The organism is Aquiflexum sp., assembly GCF_977115555.1.
This window is the reverse complement of the sequence record NZ_CDSBKL010000049.1, coordinates 1-16699: the sequence shown is the minus strand read 5'-3', so window position 1 is coordinate 16699 and position 16699 is coordinate 1. Positions and strand designations below refer to the sequence as shown.

Annotated in this window: 16 protein-coding genes; 7 read left to right on the top strand and 9 right to left on the bottom strand. The window is 37.1% G+C overall.

Translation table 11 applies throughout. The features are described 5' to 3' along the window. From ACZFYI_RS05145 to ACZFYI_RS05120, 6 genes are all read left to right on the top strand, one after another. On the top strand, positions 1 to 191 hold a 191-nt coding region (locus tag ACZFYI_RS05145; protein WP_462523049.1), incomplete at its 5' end, for a helix-turn-helix domain-containing protein. Positions 192 to 429: 238 nt separating this feature from the next. Continuing rightward, a complete protein-coding gene (locus ACZFYI_RS05140) occupies positions 430 to 825 on the top strand; it encodes a helix-turn-helix domain-containing protein (RefSeq protein WP_462523048.1) in 396 nt (131 codons plus the stop codon). Between the two features lie 409 nt (positions 826 to 1234). Continuing rightward, on the top strand, positions 1235 to 2800 hold the full coding sequence (locus ACZFYI_RS05135) for an arylsulfatase (protein ID WP_462523047.1): 1566 nt from the start codon (positions 1235 to 1237) through the stop codon (positions 2798 to 2800). A gap of 57 nt (positions 2801 to 2857) precedes the next feature. Next, a complete protein-coding gene (locus ACZFYI_RS05130) occupies positions 2858 to 3883 on the top strand; it encodes an HAD family hydrolase (RefSeq protein ID WP_462523046.1) in 1026 nt (341 codons plus the stop codon). Between the two features lie 9 nt (positions 3884 to 3892). Beyond that, positions 3893 to 4468: a hypothetical protein gene (locus tag ACZFYI_RS05125; RefSeq protein WP_462523045.1), complete on the top strand. Its 576-nt coding sequence runs from the start codon at positions 3893 to 3895 to the stop codon at positions 4466 to 4468. Between the two features lie 84 nt (positions 4469 to 4552). Beyond that, positions 4553 to 5107, top strand: a complete 555-nt coding sequence (locus ACZFYI_RS05120) for a hypothetical protein (protein WP_462523044.1) — start codon at positions 4553 to 4555, stop codon at positions 5105 to 5107. A 1088-nt stretch (positions 5108 to 6195) separates the two neighbouring features. Here the strand turns inward: ACZFYI_RS05120 and ACZFYI_RS05115 are convergent. From ACZFYI_RS05115 to ACZFYI_RS05090, 6 genes are all read right to left on the bottom strand, one after another. Next, on the bottom strand, positions 6196 to 6738 hold the full coding sequence (locus ACZFYI_RS05115) for a hypothetical protein (protein ID WP_462523043.1): 543 nt from the start codon (positions 6736 to 6738) through the stop codon (positions 6196 to 6198). 712 nt (positions 6739 to 7450) lie between these two features. After that, positions 7451 to 7810 (bottom strand): cupin domain-containing protein, encoded by a 360-nt coding sequence (locus ACZFYI_RS05110; protein WP_462523042.1) that lies wholly within the window; start codon positions 7808 to 7810, stop codon positions 7451 to 7453. An 82-nt stretch (positions 7811 to 7892) separates the two neighbouring features. After that, positions 7893 to 8453, bottom strand: coding sequence for a helix-turn-helix domain-containing protein (locus ACZFYI_RS05105; RefSeq protein ID WP_462523041.1), 561 nt, complete (start codon positions 8451 to 8453; stop codon positions 7893 to 7895). Positions 8454 to 8687: 234 nt separating this feature from the next. Next, complete coding sequence (locus ACZFYI_RS05100; protein ID WP_462523040.1) at positions 8688 to 8912, bottom strand: CsbD family protein; 225 nt, start codon at positions 8910 to 8912, stop codon at positions 8688 to 8690. Positions 8913 to 9043: 131 nt separating this feature from the next. After that, the gene (locus tag ACZFYI_RS05095; protein WP_462523039.1) at positions 9044 to 9187 is read right to left on the bottom strand and encodes a lmo0937 family membrane protein; all 144 of its coding nucleotides are present in this window, start codon (positions 9185 to 9187) and stop codon (positions 9044 to 9046) included. Positions 9188 to 9290: 103 nt separating this feature from the next. Then, positions 9291 to 9599 carry a hypothetical protein gene (locus ACZFYI_RS05090; RefSeq protein WP_462523038.1) on the bottom strand — a complete coding sequence of 103 codons (309 nt, stop codon included), beginning with the start codon at positions 9597 to 9599 and terminating at the stop codon, positions 9291 to 9293. A 671-nt stretch (positions 9600 to 10270) separates the two neighbouring features. Here ACZFYI_RS05090 and ACZFYI_RS05085 point away from each other — a divergent pair. Continuing rightward, positions 10271 to 10927 carry a hypothetical protein gene (locus tag ACZFYI_RS05085; RefSeq protein ID WP_462523037.1) on the top strand — a complete coding sequence of 219 codons (657 nt, stop codon included), beginning with the start codon at positions 10271 to 10273 and terminating at the stop codon, positions 10925 to 10927. Between the two features lie 144 nt (positions 10928 to 11071). On the opposite strand, the gene ACZFYI_RS05080 is transcribed toward ACZFYI_RS05085, so the two are convergent. The 3 genes from ACZFYI_RS05080 to ACZFYI_RS05070 form a co-directional block, all read right to left on the bottom strand. Further along, the gene (locus ACZFYI_RS05080; RefSeq protein WP_462523036.1) at positions 11072 to 12625 is read right to left on the bottom strand and encodes an alpha-amylase family glycosyl hydrolase; all 1554 of its coding nucleotides are present in this window, start codon (positions 12623 to 12625) and stop codon (positions 11072 to 11074) included. 64 nt (positions 12626 to 12689) lie between these two features. Next, positions 12690 to 13751 (bottom strand): class II fructose-bisphosphate aldolase, encoded by a 1062-nt coding sequence (gene fbaA / locus ACZFYI_RS05075; RefSeq protein ID WP_462523035.1) that lies wholly within the window; start codon positions 13749 to 13751, stop codon positions 12690 to 12692. 20 nt (positions 13752 to 13771) lie between these two features. Beyond that, positions 13772 to 16558, bottom strand: a complete 2787-nt coding sequence (locus ACZFYI_RS05070) for a DUF4961 domain-containing protein (protein ID WP_462523034.1) — start codon at positions 16556 to 16558, stop codon at positions 13772 to 13774. Positions 16559 to 16699 lie beyond the last annotated feature (141 nt).

The following is a 16699-nucleotide window of genomic DNA, read 5'->3' as shown; positions in this document are numbered from 1 at the left end:
CAGATCTGCTAAATAAAAGGAGGATCGAATTCAGCAAAAAGATGCTTCAAGACGGAACTTATTCAAATTATACTTTGGAAGCCTTATCAAAAGAATGTGGGTTCAAGAACAGAAATTCATTTTTGTCAGCTTTCAAGAAATTTACAGGAACCACCCCTTCAGAATTCAAAAAACAACTCTCTTTGGCATAGAAGAAACTCCGATTTTTTTTCAAAAATGGCCATTTGACGAAATTGTCCACATAAACTTTTTTACAATTTCTCTTTTTTAAAATAAATGGATATGATTTTGCCAAGTTTCGATAAGTATTGGCAACAAGCGAAATCCTTCAGGATTTTTATAACTGAGCTATTTTTAAATTACTTCCTAAATGAATGCCAAAAATCAGGTCAACCTTGTAAATCAGTATTAATCAAATCCCAGTTTTAGATGGAAAATGCCAATCCTACTATTTTAAACAGACGTGAGTTAATGCAGAATGTCATTAGCATCATGAAAGAAGATGTCCTTCATAATGTTGAAACCCAAGTGGATGAGTTGATTCAACAATCCGGAATGCCTCAACGGACATTTTATTATAACTTCAAGCAGATTACAGGGGAAAGTCCAAAAAGGTTTATCAAAAATCTTAAAATCAAAAAAGTACGGGAAAAACTGATCGCATCAAAAAAGGGAATGAATACCATTCAGGAAATAGCAGCAATCTATGGCTTTCACCATATGGGACAATTCGGCCAAGATTACAAAAACGTCATCGGTGAATTGCCCTCCGAAACCTTCAAAAAAATAGCTCCTCAGACTTTTACCCAATCCCTGGAAAAATAACAAAAATAAAACATCGCATACAAGTCTATCTTCGGCTTTCATGGTGACAATCCATTTTTCTTTTTTCTTTTAAAACCTAAAATAAACCCCTACTTACTATTGTCAAAAGCGATAGTAAAATCAAAATCTGAATACTTGGGGGGTTCAGAACAAAAACATTAAACCACCAAATCTTTCCTCTTCTTATTTTTTGATCTGAATTTTCTGCCAAATTTTGATATTGTTTGCAAAAATTCGATGAGTTTTAGCAATTTCCTCAATAGCCACAACTTTATCCAGAAGAGAAAATACTATATTAGGTTTTATATTTTACGCTTATTGGTAATGATTCATTGAATAATAGCCCTTTACCAATTTGAATCTCAAAAAAAATCGAATTCAATATTCTTTAATTAACCAAAATCCAATTATGAAAAAAACAACCATCATCGCCTTGCTATTGACATTAAGTATCAGTCTAGCATGGTCACAACAAAAAAAGCCAAATATCCTTGTAATCTGGGGGGATGATATCGGCACTTGGAACATCAGCCATAACAACCGTGGCATGATGGGATATAAAACTCCCAATATTGACAGGATCGCAAAAGGAGGAATAGGGTTCACTGATTATTACGCCCAGCAAAGTTGTACCGCAGGAAGGGCAGCTTTTTTGGGAGGAAACGTGCCTGTAAGAACAGGCATGACTAAAGTGGGTATGCCCGGTGCGAAAGAAGGTTGGCAGAAAAGTGACATCACTATTGCCAATGTGATGAAAAATCTTGGCTATGCCACCGGACAATTTGGAAAAAACCATCAAGGAGATCAAGATGTACATCTACCAACAATGCACGGATTTGATGAGTTTTTTGGAAACCTTTATCATCTAAATGCAGAAGAAGAGCCTGAAAATGAAGATTATCCAACAGATATGATATTGGCAAATGGCAAAAAATTTCAGGATGTGTATGGACCAAGAGGTGTCATCCATTCTTGGTCAGATGGAAAAGGTGGACAAAAAGTAGAAGATACTGGACCACTTACCAAAAAGAGGATGGAAACCATCGATGACGAATCGATCGCAGCAACCAAAGCATTTATCAAAAAGCAGGTGGCTGCAGGTAAGCCTTTTTTTACTTGGTGGAACGGCACAAGGATGCACTTCAGAACACATGTAAAAGAAGAGCACCGCGGAATCAGTGGTCAGGATGAATACAGTGACGGAATGGTGGAGCATGATCTCCATGTTGGTGAGCTTCTTGACCTTTTGGATGAATTGGGCATAGCTGACAATACTGTGGTAATGTATTCAACAGATAACGGACCTCACTATAATACTTGGCCAGATGCTGGAACTACTCCTTTTCACGGAGAAAAAAACAGCAGTTGGGAAGGTGCATATAGAGTACCGACATTTGTTAAATGGTCAGGAAAATTCCCGGAAAATATTACATTAAATGGTATTGTTTCCCATGAAGATTGGTTACCTACTTTTGCTGCAATAGGTGGTGATCCCAATATTGTTGAAAAAATTAAAAAAGGAATCACCATCAATGGCCAAACTTTCAAAAACTATATTGACGGTGTGAATCAATTAGATTATTTGACCGGAAAGGTAAAGGAATCTCCTCGCAAGGGATTTATTTATGTAAATGATGCTGGAGAAATCGCAGCTCTGAGATACGGAGACTGGAAAGCGATGTTTCTGGAAAATAGAGCTGACCAATTACAAATCTGGCTGGAACCATTTGTTGAGTTACGTGCTCCATATTTGACAAACCTTAGACGAGATCCCTTTGAAAAGGCGTTATATGGCTCAAATACCTATTATGACTGGTATATTGACAGAGCATATATACTTATGGCAATCCAAGGATATGCACTTAATTTCCTAACCACATTCAAAGATTACCCGCCTAGTCAGACAGCAGGTGACTGGAGTTTGGGAAAAGTCCAAAAGCAAATAGAAAGTATGGCAAGTGGCCAAAACAAATAATCACAATTTAGGAGCTGGCCAATTTTGGCCAGCTTTTTTTCTAAACCATTTGAAGTTATGAAATATAACATTATAGTTTTTTCTTTTTTTATTTCTCTATTGGTCATCTCCTGCCAACAGGAGCATTCAAAACTAACTAACACAAATGAGACAACTTTTTCAGACCCACTTCCATCTTGGAATGATAATCTCACCAAACAATCTATAATTGGTTTTGTAACCAAGACAATATCCAAAAGCAGTTCTGATTTTGTAAATGAGGCTGACCGCATTGCGGTTTTTGACAATGATGGAACCTTATGGGGTGAGCAACCCATGTATTTCCAATTGGCTTATGCCATTGATTACATCAAAAAAGAGGTACCCAACCATCCTGAATGGAAAACCAAGGAACCATTCAAAAGCCTTCTTGCAGGAGATTTGAATGGGGTAATGAAAGGTGGAGAAAAAGCCCTTTTGGAAATGTTGATGGTCTCTCATGCGGGTATGAGTGCTGAAGAATTTGAACAATCTGTATCAGAATGGCTTGAAACAGCCACCCATCCTAAAACAGGAAAGCCATACAATCAGATGATATACCAACCAATGGTCGAACTATTGGAATACCTGCGGGCCAATGGTTACAAAACTTTTATCGTATCCGGAGGGGGAATAGACTTCATGAGGGTTTGGACCGAGAAGGCTTATGGAATCCCCCCATATCAAGTTATTGGAAGCTCGATCAAATCCAAATATGAGGTCATAGATGGAATTCCGGTAATCACCAAACTTCCTGAGATCAATTTTATCGATGACAAAGAGGGTAAGCCAATCGGAATTTACCAGAATATTGGAAAGAGGCCTATATTCGCCTCTGGAAACTCTGACGGTGATTATGAGATGTTGGAATATACCATAAAAGGTTCGGGTCCAAGATTTGGAATGATCATACACCACACAGATTCAATACGGGAATATGCTTACGACAGGAACTCCCCTATTGGGCGACTTTCCAAAGGTCTTGATGATGCAGAAAAAAACAATTGGCTTGTTGTCGATATGGAATCAGATTGGAAAGTGATTTATCCATTTGATTTAAAGTAAAAATAACCTATGGCATGGTATAGAGTCATTGCAGGAAGAATTTTAAAAGGGATCGTCCTCTTCATCTTTCCCCTTGTAGTATTGATTTTTGTTCTTGAAAAATCCGTTCTCATCATCAACGGACTGCTATCCCCTGTCAAAAATCTCCTTCCTGAAGATCGTATATTTGGCATAGGAATTCTTACTTTGATTAGTATTGGCATAGTGATGATTGTATGTTATAGTTTTGGTTATTTGGCAGAAAAAAAGAAAGTCCAAACTGTCCTAAAAACGGTTGATGAAGGATTATCCCTGATTATTCCAGGATATGCCATGATGAAAACCCGTGCCGGAGATGCCATCGGTAACAATGATGAGCAATGGAAATCTGTATTGATGGGCGAAGAAGGAGATTGGAAAATCGGAATCGAAGTAGAAAGAAGGTCTGATGGAATGAGTATGGTATTTTTTCCTGAACCACCGGATGCAAAGGCAGGAGAACTCAAATTGATCCATCAATCCAAATTGAGACCACTGGATATACCTGTCAGCAAAATCTTAGGAATTATCAAAAAATATGGAAAAGATTCAGGAAAACTCCTCTAAATAGAATGATTAAATAATTATCATTTATATATTTTGATAAATGAATTTGAAAATATTTTTCTAAGCTATTATTGTCAAATAAACATGAAAAAATTCCAACCTAAAATATTCCTTTCGACTTTTCTGCTTTTTGCAGGATTGATTTCTCCGGCTATTTGTCAGGAAATAGAAGAGGAAGAAACAGAAAAATTTCGCCGACATAGGATTTCTTTGATGCTGGGCCATACCCATATACCTGCAGGAGAGATCAACGGTCAAAGGAAATTATTGACAGTTCCTTCCTGGGGATTGGATTACAATTACCAGATCAATAGAAAATGGGCTGTTGGCCTTCATTCAGATATCATTACAGAATCATTTACAGTAATTGATTTCCAAGGAAATAAAGAATTTGAAAGGGAAAGACCTTTTACCGCAACACTTGTTGGGATTTTTAAGCCACATGAAAGATGGTCTTTTTTAGCTGGGGCAGGGTATGAATTTGCAAAAGAAGAGAACCTTTCCATATTCAGGTTGGGATTGGAAAGAGGATGGGAATTGGAAAACGATTGGGAGGTTTTTATTACTGCCCAATATGACCTGAGATTCAGTGTTTATGATTCTTGGATGTTTGGGGTTGGGTTCAGTAAGGGCTTTTGATTTTCTTTAAAATATTGCGTTTAAGGAAAAAATGATGAATTAATAATTTAAAATAAGGAATGAAATTCAGTAGTAGCCACTCAAGGGTTTTTTTTGCCACCTGCTTTAGCTAGTGGTTGATTGAGTGAAAAGAGGCAATTTGGCTTTAGCCGAATGATAAAAAAATATTCACCACATAGACCCAGAGGAAAAGGAGAAAAAATCCGGGAGATGTTTGTGCCTCAAACGCTGTCAGCAGCTAATGATCCCAAAGGGATCAAAATATTTTATTTACCCCGAGTGAGGTACGAAACTCGGGGATAAAAAGAAAAAGACGACTCCGGTTTTTGGCAGAAAAAAGGAAAGGAGAGAGAATAGCTTCCCGCCAAAAACATGGAAGATCAAAACCCTTCGAGACCTTCTCAAAACCTCCCTTTCCTTTGCGGAAAAAAAATACCTCACGCAGAGCCGCAGAGAAAAAGTAAAGGTGAATGTTTGTGAAGACACAAACATTGGCAGAGAAAGACCACAAAGTGGTCAAACTTCTCAATAGCCTGTATGTTTAAAATTAAATAAGCCGATAGCCCCGAGTGAGGTACGAAACTCGGGGATAAAAAGAAAAAGACGACTCCGGTTTTTGGCAGAAAAAAGGAAAGGAGAGAGAATAGCTTCCCGCCAAAAACATGGAAGATCAAAACCCTTCGAGACCTTCTCAAAACCTCCTTTTCCTTTGCGGAAAAAAAATACCTCACGCAGAGCCGCAGAGAAAAAAATTTTGGAAGATGTTTGAGGGGACCCACGCACCCGTCAGGAGTAGGTGAATTTAATTCTTCATTCTTCATTCTTCATTTTTCCTCTGTGCTCTCCGTGTGCTCCGTGGTAAAATAAAAATCCCCTTTGCGACAATTAGCGAAACCTTTGCGTCCATTGCGGTTAAAAAAAATATCCATCTTCTGGAGAAGCAGGATAGCGGAATAAGAAGCAGGATAACGAAGAATGTTTGTGAAGACACAAACATTGGCGGTGGAAAAAAGAGCCAATTACAATGAAAAAAGCTCTCAGGTTTGTCAACCTGAGAGCAATGGATTAAGGAAATAAAGGGAATAATTTTATTTTTTTGGGGAATTACCACTTGCCTGAATTGCTGATTCCCTAAGTTCAGAAATCAGGTTTCTCATTTTTGCCTGCCATTCTTCAAACTGCTCCAAAACAGGATTGGATGGTATAGGACTGACTTGTTCGACAAGGCTTGCAGCTTCTTCTTTTTCTTTCCCTTTTGATTTCTTGGCTTTTTTAAGGGATGGTACTACGTTTGGATTAAAATCCTTCAACTCCCCAAGCCAGTTTCTTTTACTCATTAACTTACTAATTCTCTTTCCTTCTTTGCCTTGTTTTTTGGATTTGTACTTGGCAGTCCTCAGGCTTTCGATGCTCAGGTTTTTATCCTTGATCCCAAGTCCATAGATCTCGTTTAATTCACTTAAAAATGCATCTATAACACCCTTCAGATGAAAAAGAAAGGATTCCTGATGCGCTTTTTCCTGGTCAGAGCCTAATATTTCTGGGTTTTTGAGCTCATCAAGATATAGCTGTGAATACCTCAATTTAGAATCCGTAAAATCTTGAAGTGAATGATATTTCTTCTTTTTCATAGGTCAATTGTATTTGCTCTAAAGTTAGCCATAATCGATTAACCTAATTTTATTATTTTTGGATTTTATTGAAAATAAATTGACCAAATCGATCGGTAACCGGGATTTCTTGAATTATTGTTTTGTTAAAATGTAGCAGGATCATTCACAAAAAGACTATTATTTGATAATGGTTTAAAATGAAGATAGCAAGAAATTGATGGTACATTTGAGCATCCTATTCAAGGGTATTTTTAGGCTTCACGGACAAGAGGCACTGCTTTTGGCAGTGCTTTTTTTTTATTTTTATCCAAATCAAAGAAAATCATTTTGTGAAGGCAAAAACATTGGCCAAGAACTTCCAATCTAAAAAAGACATTAAAAAAGAAAAGACAGGTTTAACCTGCCTTTCTTACCATTTCTAAGCCCTAATAATTTCTTTAATTTAACATTAAAAATATACCTCACAAACATAATCTTAATTTAAAGATTGATAGAAAAACCTTACATATTTTACGCATTTTTTTTATTTTAAAAAAAATAAAAACTAAAAAAAATGAGATTACCCAATTGTGAAAGCGTATCGGTTTCATTTAATTCACCCAAACAAAATCAACCGTATCAAAAATAACCAGTCGTCAATATTAACCTCTAAAGTAATAAAGACCTGACTAAGCTGTTTGCTTTCTAAACTTGGGTAATCCTAAAAATCATTTTGCATTGATAGAAAAAATTAATCTTCATAACCACTTTTGATGATGGTGGATAACATTTTGAATTGTTTGTTGGCATTGAATATATAATAGGAATTAGCGGGAATGATAATTCCATCACCTTTGACAAGTGTGTATTTTTTGGTGTTTATTGTCAACTCAGCTGTGCCGTCGATGATCTGTATATAATTATCGAAACGGGAGATCCGTTCTTCCAATTGTGTACCTACATCCATGGCAGACGCTGTGACATTGCCGGTAACTTTGCTTAGGATTCTTTTGCTGACAATTGAGTCAGAAAGGTATTCAATGATCTCCGTGATTATATGTTCAGATGCTTTGGCAATTTCAAAATTTTCCCCCGGATCTTTCATCAACATTTTTCTGATGTTTTATTCTACTACAAATTTCTTAAAAATTCACTTATTAGAATTACAGATTTATCAGAGAATATTACATAAATCATAGGTTTTCAAGGTTCAATTTTCTGGTTTTACCCAACTGCTTAAAATAAGATGGTGTAAGTCCTGTGATTTTTTTGAATTGATTGGAGAGATGTGACACGCTGCTATAGTTCATCCTGTAAGAAATTTCCGTCAGGTTGAGTTCGTCATAAAGCAGCAATTCTTTTACTCTTTCGATTTTGTTGATGATGATAAAATGTTGGATAGTGGTGCCTTTCACTTCAGAAAAAATATTGGATAGGTAAGTATAATCATAGCCTAGTTTTTCGCTTATGAAAACTGAATAATTGACTTTAGGCACCTCTTCACTGTAGTGGACCATTTCTATCACCACGCTTTTTATTTTTTCGATAAGGATACTTCTTTTGTCATCCAAAAGTTCAAGTCCTACCCGCTTCAGATTGGCCCCAAGTTCGTCATGCTGCTGCGGTGTAATGTCATCCTTGGTTTCGACAATGCCAAGGTCAATTGACTTATAAGGAATATTCAGCTTGTCAAACTCCTGCCGGACAATGATTTTGCACCTTAAACTAACCATATATTTAATGTATACTTTCAATTTTTGTAAGTTTTGGTAAAATAAACTGGCCAAAAAAAAATGAAATCTAACTTAAAAAAATCTGATGGTCAGGTGGTTTGAAGGAGATGAAGTAAGTTACCGATTCCTTTTCGATTTTTTTAATTTTATCAGTAAAAGGTCAGGTAAAACAAAATAAAAGCACAGGGATCCATTTTCCTGTGCTTTTCGTTTCATTTTGATATTCAAATAATAAATTTGATGAGAACCCTAAAATCATAAAGTTTGTAATTGTCCTTTTTTGATTATGTTCACGACTTCATCATGTTTTTTATTCAATCGGACTTCCATTCTTCTGATAAGTTCCCCTTCTTTTCCCTCTTCAAATTCCAGGTCATCATCAGTCAGTTCGGGATATTGACCCTGAAGAAAGGTTGATTGTCTACCCCAATCACCTGTTACCTTATAGGATTCTTGTTTGAAACTTTTTTTGGTTTGCATGTTGAGATTGACTTTAAAAATCGATTTGCAAAGGTCAACCCTTAACAAGTGATAGACATTATACATTTACGTGTCATTCTTGCAAATTTCACTTATTTGAGAATGCAACTTAAATATAATCATAACGGCATTTAGCCCCTGATTACTCTAAGCAAAACTACAATGATGGCAATCACTAAAAGCACATGGATGATGCCGCCGCTTGCGTAGCCGAAGAAACCTATAGCCCAGATGATAACCAATATTACTGCGATGATGTAAAGGAGATTTCCCATGATTTTGATTGTTTAGATTAAATTTGAAGCAATAATTTTAGGCAGACTAAAATTGGTGAACTGGATATTTTGACATGATTCTGATAATTTGAAATCAATCAATTTATAAAAGAAGAATCAATAATATAATTACCAATAAAAGAGCACCGATGGAAAGGTAAACCCCTCCCCCTCTTTTGATTTCTTCATTGATTTCGCGCACTTCCTTTTTCAATTCTTTTTTTTCCGCTCTATTCATCATAGACATGTCCATGGTTTTGATTTCTTCGAGCCTATCTACCAAAATTTTCATCTCGGCTTCCGGCATCATGGGTTTGGCATCTTCTTTATCTTTTCCTCCGGCTAAAACTGAAACAGATGAGAAAAAGGTGAAAGCCATTGCCAGCATGATTATTACTTTAAACCTTTTCATATTTGATTTTTATTTGATGTTGATATCAATTTCGCAGGATATATCAATAAAACCATTACATCTTAACCGGAATAAGTGTCATATTTCACAGTTTTTAAAACTATATTCCTTCCAATTCGGAAAAGAATATTTACCACTTAAGGTCACATAAAATCTGATAAAAATATTTTTAGGGATAAGGGAAAAGAGGGGTAATTGCACCAGATTTAGCTATTGAGAAAAAAGGAAAATCAACAAGAATTGTTGAGATACAAAATATAGGTCATTTAAATAAATCACCCTTTTTTTATACAAATTTTGTCCATAAGTGGTTGATTTTAAATTTGAATTTTTAAATTTAAGCGGTTTAACGCTGAAACCAGTTATTTCTCGGCGACCACAATTAGACGTAGTCATTGGCTACGTCTATTTTGTTTTTGGACTATTGAACCTGGAAAAATCACACAGTTTGTTTGTCGCCTTAACGGTAAATTAAAATTCTTAATTTAATAAAGATTATGTTTAAGGCTGCTTATTGTCCATAATCTATCCTATTTAAAAAGTGAAATTGTTTTGAAGTTTAAAAAGAAATTGACTTGAGACTTTGAAAGTCTATTAATTTAAAGAATCAAAAGTTATATTTGGCATTGAGTCAAGTACAAAAAAAAAATCGTCATTTAAAACACTAAATAATGAATAGCCAAATTTTAAAATCCCTTTTCAGCATTATAATCCTATCAGGAATGCTTACAGGATGCTCCCCATCTACCAAGATCATAGGCTCATGGAAAAGCCCTGAATCGGAAACTATCGGGTATTCCAATCTTTTTGTTGCTGCTCTGATGGCAGACAATTTTGTCACAAAAAAGACAATTGAAAACAATATAAATGATCTTTTGCTTGGAAAAGGAGTGAAAGCAATCAGCAATCTTGAGTTGATAAAGCCAGGTCTGGAATTGACTGAAGAAACCAAAGATCAAGTTATCCAAGAAATCAAAAATAGTGGTAGAGATGCCATATTGACCATTGCTATAATCGATCAGACCAATGAAACAAGATATGTACCTGGTACTACCTCATACTCCCCAATGTATTATGGTGGAGGTTACGGTAGGTTTGGTGGATATTACGGCATGTATGGACCTACAACTTATTCTCCCGGTTACTATACAACAGACAAAAATTATTTCATAGAAATCAATCTTTATGACTTAGGTACCCAAGCCTTAGTGTGGTCAGCCCAATCTTCAACTACCAATCCAACCAACATAAATAATGCATCACAGGAATTTGCCTACGTAGTGGTAGATAAAATGATCAAGGATAAAATAATAATTCCTAAAAAATAATATTAGTCAAACAATAAATACCTCTAAGAAAAAAGGCCTGCATCAAAAGTTTGATGCAGGCCTTTTTCATTTTAGGATTTGTACCCGAGACCATTAATACCAAGTAGACTTATCCAAAATTGAAGGTAGACGAAATCACAAGGTTTACATTTCTAAAATAATACTGCTGAATCCCGGAAGAATGAGCTTATCTCCATCCTTTTTGGCTTCTCCAAAGGAATAAATTTCAGTCTGAAATTCTTCAGGCACATCTACTGAAAATTGGGATTCACCAAGGTTATGAATAACAAACACCTCTTGATCATCATGTATCCTGAAAAAAGCCATCAAAGGTTTAGGCAATTCGCCTTCGTACAATTCCAGCCTTCCCAAGGCCAGGGCCCTGTTGCTGTTTCGAAGTTTGATAATTTCTTTGTAATGGTTAAAATAGCTTGTACTCATAGATTTTTGAATCGCAAGAGGAGTGACCATTTCATCTATAGAATAAATCGGTTCAATCCATGTGGCTCTTCCCTTATCATTTGCTTTCATGTCCCAAAGAAAAGGTTCCCTGATATGCTCATCAGGTTTTTTACCAAGCATACCTATTTCTTCGCCGTAATATAGATAAGGAGCCCCGGGCATAGTCATCAATATATTGATAGCCTGTTTTTGTTTCTTAGGGTTTTCATCGAGGGAATTGAGTAGTCTTGGTTGGTCATGGTTAGATGAAAAAGTGGCATCAATAAAGTCCTTTGTGATACCAAGATAAAAGTCTAAAACCTCTTTTTGCTTATTTGCCAATAGCATTCCATCTTCTTTCTTGAAGGACTCAATCAAGGTATAATGGAAATCAAAATTGAACAAAGCAGGCAGGCCTGGCAGATATGGTGCTACAATTTCCTTTTTGTCGTACACTTCTCCTACCAGATAAATATCAGGTTTGATAGCTATCATTTTGTCCCTGAATTCCTTCCAAAAAGCATGGTTGTCAAGCGGCCTGTCGTCCGGAAAGATATGCTTGGCAGCATCTAACCTGAATCCATCCACTCCCACTTCCTCTAACCAAAATCTCCCGATTTCATATATTTCTTCACGGACTTTTGGATTATCGAAATTCAGATCAGGCATTCCTCCATAAAAAAATCCATAGTAATAATCTTCTCCAAAACCCGGGTCATGCCATTGGCGAATGTTATCACTGTCAAGGGTGATGGTTTTTTTATCCAGATAATCAGCAATGGTATCTTTTTGGGCCCAAACATAATAATCCCTGAATGGATTGTCTCTGCTCTTTTGAGATTCCAAAAACCATGGATGTTTGTTACTCGTGTGGTTGATAATCATATCAATGACCACTTTGATATCGTTTTTATGGGCTTCTTCTAAAAAACTTTTAAATTCCTCCATTGTCCCGTAGTCAGGATGGATATTTTTATAATCTGTCACATCGTATTTATGGTAACTCGGTGAAGGCATAATAGGCATAAACCAAATGGCATTTGCACCCAATTCCTTAACATGGTCTAATTTCTTCTTCACCCCATTGATATCCCCGATTCCATCTCCATTAGAGTCATAAAAGGATTGTATGAATATCTCGTAGGTAATGCCTGCCTGAGGCCAATGGTTTTCAACTTTCTTTTCCTTGCTTCCGGAACAGGATATTACAGCAAATGTCAAAATCAAAAGAATAAATTGGAGTGATTTTATTTTCATAAGGGAATGGTTAAAATAGAAAAAGTCACATATAGTGACTTTTTCTAAGTTTTTATAAATAGAATTAATTTCTGTTGATTGCGTTGAGCATTTCAAAAGCAAGCTCCAATCTCTTCATAAAGGTTTCTTCACCCTTTCTCAACCAAACCCTAGGGTCATAGTATTTCTTATTTGGACTATCAGGTCCCTCAGGATTTCCTAATTGGGACTGAAGATAGGCTTCATTTCCTTTGTAGTAGTTTTTGATTCCTTCCCAGAAAGCCCATTGCTGATCTGTATCGATATTCATTTTTACTGAACCGTAGCTATTGGCTTCTCTGATTTCCGCTTCGGTAGAACCCGAACCGCCATGGAATACGAAGAACAAAGGCTTGCCGGTAGTTCCGTATTTTTTGTTAATATAGTCTTGGGAATTCTTTAATATGATAGGCTTTAGGGAGACATTTCCCGGCTTGTAAACTCCATGGACATTTCCAAAAGCTGCCGCAATGGTAAACAAATCATCGACTTGCTTGAGGTGTTCATAAGCATATGCAACCTCTTCAGGCTGGGTATAAAGCTTAGAACTGTCCACATCAGAATTGTCCACACCATCCTCTTCTCCACCGGTCACGCCTAGCTCAATCTCAATTCCCATTTCTAGTTTTTTGAACTTCTTGAAATATTCAACAGAGATTTCGATATTTTCTTTTACAGGCTCTTCAGAAAGGTCCAACATGTGAGAGCTATATAGCGGCTTTTTGTAGGCCGCATAGTATGCTTGTCCTTCTTCCAAAAGCCCATCTATCCAAGGAAGCAATTTTTTTGCACAATGATCTGTATGCAAAACAACAGGAACGCCGTAAGCTTCTGCCATTCTGTGAACATGCAAAGCACCTGAAATAGAACCTTGTATAGCGCCTATTTGATTTTGATTGCCTAAACCTTTACCGGCAAAAAACTGTCCGCCTCCATTTGAAAACTGTATGATTACAGGAGAATTAACTTTTTTGGCTGTTTCAATGACCGCATTGACTGTGCTGGTATTGATGACATTGACCGCAGGCATTGCAAATTCACTTTCTTTTGCATACGACAATAGGTCCTTGAGTTCTTCTCCGTACTTGACTCCTGGTTTGAATTTCATGTTGATTTAAAATAGGTTGATTATTTCTTTAAAAACCGTTTTCTTAAAATTTGTCGGTTATCACTGATTTCAAAGATATAAAGACCTGATGTAAATTCCTGTATATCGACTGGCAAATTCTTGTCTATGCCTAAATATAACTCATCCTTAAGGACTTTCCCTGTAATGTCGATGATCCTAATTTTCACCTTGTCCATAGATGCGGGGATCACAACATTCAACCTATTTTCCGCAGGAACTGGATAAATTTTAAATTCAGAAGGATCCGGAGTCTCCGGATTGATAGAAAGAATTGGGTCCTGAAGTATTTCTCCTTCTGGCAAAGGAAGTTTTTTGTTGGTGAACATCAGGAATTGATTGGCCCTCAACCTGAAAGCCCTGGAATTTCCGGAAAGTATGATTTCCTCCCCAGTAAAATAATTATACCAAGTTCCTGAAGAAGGGAAAGTAAGGTTGGCATTGGCAATATCAGTCAATCCGAAATTTCCATACAGCACCATTTGAAAATCACCGTCAGTCAGCTTGATGCTTTTTAATGGCTGGGTCAGATCCAAAGTGGCATTTTGCGGTGTATTAAAAGCATTGTAATCGCTTTTCAGGTCTAACATCGCTTTGTACATGTTGAAAAGCCGCTTTCTGTCCGGGTTGTCCAAATATTCCCATTTGGTAGGCTTGATGGCCAATCGGTCATTATTGAGTTCTTGGTCATATCCAAACTCCTCAAATTGCCACATCATTTTCGGTCCGGGAATAGAAAAGAAAAAGGAAGCCATCAGCTGATTTCTATTTACAGCATTGTCGAGTTTTCTGATATTCAATGGAGAAGTCTGTCCCCAGGTCAATGATTCCCACATGGTTCTTTCTTCATCATGACTTTCCATATAACCTACCAAGGTATTGTCATTCCAACCGCGAGTCTTGTAGTAACCCCAATCAAAATTCCTTGAATTGCCTTTGGCTATTTCTCTAAAATCAAAATTCATATTTCCCCAGAACATCAAGCCATGGTTGGACAATTCTTTTTCCTCTGTATTGTCAGCAAAGTGCTCCAGGATCACATATGCATCCGGATGGTTTTTCTTGATTTGGTTGTAGATATTTTTCCAGATTGCTATCCTTGTGGCGTCATATTCCCCAAAAAAACCGACATTATCTCCCGAATTAGTTTGGGTAAAACCTTTGCTAAGGTCAAACCTGAACCCATCTACTTTGTATTCGGTCAGCCAATAATTATTGACAGAATCTACAAAGGCTTTGGTGTAGGGACTTTCATGGTTGAAATCATAACCCACATTGAAAGGGTGCTTTGGAACCCTGTTCAGCCACGGGTTGTCAAGTGTAGGTGCTCCATAATCTCCGTCATTGTACAACCTTACAAACGGACTCTGCCCAAAAGCATGGTTTAACACCATATCCAAAATCACAACCATCCCTCTTTTGTGGGCCTCGTCGATCAATTCTTTCAAATGGTTTTTTGGTCCATAAAATTTGTCCACAGCAAAAAAGAAGGAGGGATTATAGCCCCAAGATAAATTTCCTTCAAATTCCTTGATAGGCATCAGTTCAATGGCATTGATACCCAAATCAGCTAAATAATCCAGTCTTTCAATTACCGCTTTGAATGTTCTTCTATCATCAAAATCCCTTACCAAAAGTTCATATACAGCCAATTCTTCCATTTCAGGCTTTTCATAGTCAAGGTATTTCCATTGGTATTGATCCTGCGCTGTCTGAAGAAAAGTGGCCTGGAATTCAGTTTTTCCCTTAGGATAGGGCTTCAATCCCGGGTATCTGTTTTGAGCTATGATTTCGTCATCGTGGAAAGGATCCGAAACCTTATCCGCATATGGATCACCTATCCTGATACTTCCGTCAACCAAATATTGGAAAATGTACTCCTGCTTGGGCACCAAACCGGTCAACCTGAACCAAAATAATTCCTTGTCAGGAGTTTGCATCATCTGGTATTCGGGAAGGACTTCCCAATCATTGAAATCCCCAATCAAAAAAGCGTTTTTCTTAAGCGGTGCTTCCAATACCAATACCACTTCTGTATCTGAGATATAATTGATCCCTTTTCTGACACCCGAAGGAAGCGGCGCTTGAGGACTCGGTCCTACTACGGTCAGCGTGATTTCGGAAGTATCTTCTTCCCCTGTTTTGGAAGCTTTGGCAACGACCTTGTATGCACCTTCTGCATTTGCTACAAAAGTATACAGCAAACTTTCTGCCTCTGAAGCAGATGCTACAACAACATTGTCAATCTCAAGGCTCAAATCTGCCTTATCCGAAGAAGCAATCTTTATTTCTTGAGATTCCCCCAATTCCAATAATTTGGAGGAAGTGGGATTGGTAAAGGTCACCTCAAACCCTTGGCTAAGGTCTACAAAAAAGTCTCCATTGGTATCCGTTTTCCCTTCCAAAGACCCCGTGGCATTTCTAAAGACCATGCCTAACCTATATATGGTTTGTCCGGCTGTAGGATTGAAAAAATCATTGGGAGTAAATTCCCATGTCCAGATATTGGGTGCTGATTTTACCATTCTTGCATTTGGATCAGCCGTCCCCCAAGTAAATGGAACAATGGCCCAAGTAGTGGATGTCGGACCCGCTACCACCGCTCCGATATGGATATATACCGGGTCTACATCTTTAAGTCCTGTTGTCCCCTTAGTGGCATCGTAAATGATTTTGATTTTTTGATCAGCACGGGGAAAAGCAGGTTCTGTGGTTACTTGAGAGTGCGCATTAAACACTAAAAAATAAAATAGAATAAGATAAAGCGACTTTAGAAATGGTAATCTCATGGGAAGATTGTTTTACTTGAAAGTATAAAACCGGTGATGCAAACAAATGCGATCACCGGTTCATAGTTTTATTTGAATTTCACACTAAAATGTGAAATTTCTTCGATTTAGTTTTTAACGATGGAATATCTAACCTCTCCC